The organism is Limisphaerales bacterium (genome assembly GCA_014382585.1).
In the GTDB taxonomy this organism is placed as follows: Bacteria; Verrucomicrobiota; Verrucomicrobiia; order Limisphaerales; family UBA1100; genus JACNJL01.
This window is the reverse complement of sequence record JACNJL010000003.1, coordinates 1-2,873: the sequence shown is the minus strand read 5'-3', so window position 1 is coordinate 2,873 and position 2,873 is coordinate 1. Positions and strand designations below refer to the sequence as shown.

The 2,873-nt window shown below is 61.3% G+C and carries 1 protein-coding gene; it reads right to left on the bottom strand.

Annotated features, from left to right (window positions below; all coding sequences use genetic code 11):
• Nucleotides 1–256 precede the first annotated feature (256 nt).
• Nucleotides 257–2,833, bottom strand: coding sequence for a DEAD/DEAH box helicase (locus tag H8E27_00020; protein MBC8324005.1), 2,577 nt, complete (start codon nt 2,831–2,833; stop codon nt 257–259).
• Between the last annotated feature and the right edge of the window lie 40 nt (nt 2,834–2,873).

Below are 2,873 nucleotides of genomic sequence, written 5' to 3'. Positions count from 1 at the left end.
GTATGGGCGGGGGAATGAGCAACATGGGCGGAGGCTTTGGGGGTATGGGCGGGGGCCAACGCATGTTCCGCGTTGCTTCAACACCCGTTGCCTTGCGCAGAGGTATGAGCATCACCTCGGCGGTTCAACCCGTGCCCGCACGCCGAGCTCCAACTCTCGGCGAATTACGCCGCGCACTTCGCCTGTACAAACGATAGTGACACAGCTAAAAAATGACTTTTCAACCCGCCTTCATCGGCGGGTTTTTTAGTGGTCGTTAATGGCGCCGAAGATTAAGACGATGCTCAAGGCGCTTGGTTTGACGGAAGTCCAAAGAGGGCAGTTCGGTGAGGGTTGGGCTTTCGGTTTCATCAAGCATCCGTCGGGCCTGTTCTTGCAGGGCCGTCCAGCGAGGCCAGTCGAGCGCGGGGGAATGGGTGACGCGCCGCAGCAAGCTACGCCACTCGATGATGATGCGGTCGATGTCGCCTTCCTCGGCCACTTCGCGAATCCAAAATTGTTTACGGGCGGGATTGCGATGGATGTCCGCCACCACAAGATCCGCGCCGTAGCCGTATTCCGGCGGCGCGCCGCGATCGAGATAGCCGAGCACGCTAGTCATCCCATAAGTTTTGCGGCATGCCAATGCGAGGTGTCCATCCCAGCGATCGGCATCGCCGTGAAACCGAAAACCACCGCGCAGATTCGCGATGTCGTAAACAAATTCTTCGATCGGATATTTTTCATCCTCCAACGCGGCGGCAATGCCAAGGCCGTCACCGCCGGTGAAAAAACTGACGATGCGCCCGCGTCGTGTGGGTGCGCCGATGGATTCCAGCAAGCCGAACCGCCGCCAATGATGCACCACGCCGTGGACGCGCGGCAGCCGGCGGCACACCGGCACGAGCTCGCACTTGGCGCAATCGCCGGGCAAGCCTTCGCGAGTGGGCGGTTTCCAGAGGGCGACGCCGTGGCGGTCGATGGACACGGTTTGCGTTTCTTCAGCCAAACTAAAGTGCGCGGAAACTTTGGCCTGCAAATTGCGGTACTCAAGAATGGGCGTGCCGCGTTCAGCCATTTTCTTCTGCAAGCGCGGGCCAAACTGGGTTTCCCACGAACTGCGCGTCATCGATTTGCCGCGCCAATTCAACACCCGCCGCACCCAGCGCACCGGCAGCAATTTTCCTTTCGCATTCTTTTCTGCCACAGTGGCGATGCGGCCGTACTCCGGTTTCACCGCGTTGGGGTCCAACAGCGTCAGTACGCCGGGGCCTTGTTTGCTGAGCGCTTCGGGCGCCGTGAGTAACGGATGCAGCGATGGCGGCGTGCCCTCTGAGGCTGCGGCGTCCATTACTTTGATTTCGCCCAGCGGCGTGGCGGCGCGTTTTGGATTGCGTTCCCATTCGCCTTGGCTATTCAAAATTTCCTTTTCTTTTTTGCGCACGTGCCGCGCGCGCTCGGCGTCGGTGGGCAAACCGCAGGGAGGGGCCGGATGCTCGAGCGCGCTTTCCACGCCGAGCGTGATGGGGCGCGTGGTGAATAGCCGGCTTTGCACGCGCATCGCTTCGGCGAACGGTTCGCGGCCATCCTCCACCGCCGCGTGCATAATGCCGAGCAGCGCGCCCCAATCAACTAGCCCACTGCGGGCGAGTTGGCAGGGAAACCCATCGCGAATGCGAACGTCGTTGGCACCGACGAGCACGTAACCCACTTCATCGAGCCCGCGGCGTCCGGCGCGGCCGAACATTTGCAAAATCTCATCGCCGCGCAGCGCGTGTTCCACGCCGGCGCGTTTATAGGAACCGGCGGCGAGCGCCACGCTGCGCAGCGAAAAATTAATACCGGCAGCAAGGCCCATTGTGGCGACGACCACGCGGAGTTGGCCGGCTTTGGTGAGCGGCTCGATGACGCCCGCGCGCGCGGCGTAGCTGAGGCCGCTGTGGTGATAGGCCACGCGGGTTTGGAGCATCTTGGCCAGATGCCCGCCCACGAGTTTTTTTTGGTCGGCAGAAAGTTTAAGTGGATCGGGATTGGGCAAATGCTGGGCGATTTGGCGGGCGAGCTTTTCGGTATTGGCGCGGCGCGGCGCGAAAATCAATATCGGCCCGAGATCATCCGCCAACGCTTTGGCCACGAACTTGGGCCAGTAGCCTCGAATTTCGCGCGGCAGTTTGTAGCTCAAATTTGCAGGGTGCGTTTCCTCCAAGGGCACGGGGCGCACGGTGTGTTTTACAGTGACCGCATCGCGCCCGAGACGGCGCAGCCATTTTACGACGTGATCGGGATTGGCCACGCTGCCGCTGAGCAGCAACAACTGCGTCTTGGACGGCGCGAGAGCGAGGGCGAGTTCGTAATTGAGGCCGCGATCGCGGTCGCCGATGAGTTGGTATTCATCGACGATGAGGAGGTCCGGTCCGTCGCCGTGGATGAGGCGGCTCTTTTGGGTTTCAAGCGTGGCGACGAGGATGGGGGCGTCGAGATTTTCGGAAAGGTCCCCGGTGGAAATGCCGACCGGCCAGCCGCGCGCGCGCCATTCGGCCAGTTTGTCATTGGCCAACGCACGGGTGGGCACGGTGTAAACCGCTTTACCACGCGGCTTGCCGAGGTTTGCCCAAAGCTCGAAAACAAGCGTCTTGCCCGCGCCGGTGGGGGCGTGGACAACGACATCCTTGCCCTCACGCAGCGCGCCCACGGCCTGTTGCTGCCAGAGATCGGGGACGGTGACTTGATCGAGAACCGTAAACGGCTCAGCATCCTGTGAATGGTGTGGCACAGCGCGAGCTTGCTTGGAGCGAAAGACTTTTCCAAAACAAACTTGTTTACCAGGGGTCGCGATGATTAGGATGCCGCGCATGCCGGAGTGGCGGAATTGGTAGACGCGGCGGATTCAAAAT

Coding starts and splice junctions, on each gene's coding strand:
- H8E27_00020 (MBC8324005.1), bottom strand. CDS start 2,833: ATGCGCGGCATCCTAATCATCGCGACCCCTGGTAAACAAGTTTGTTTT.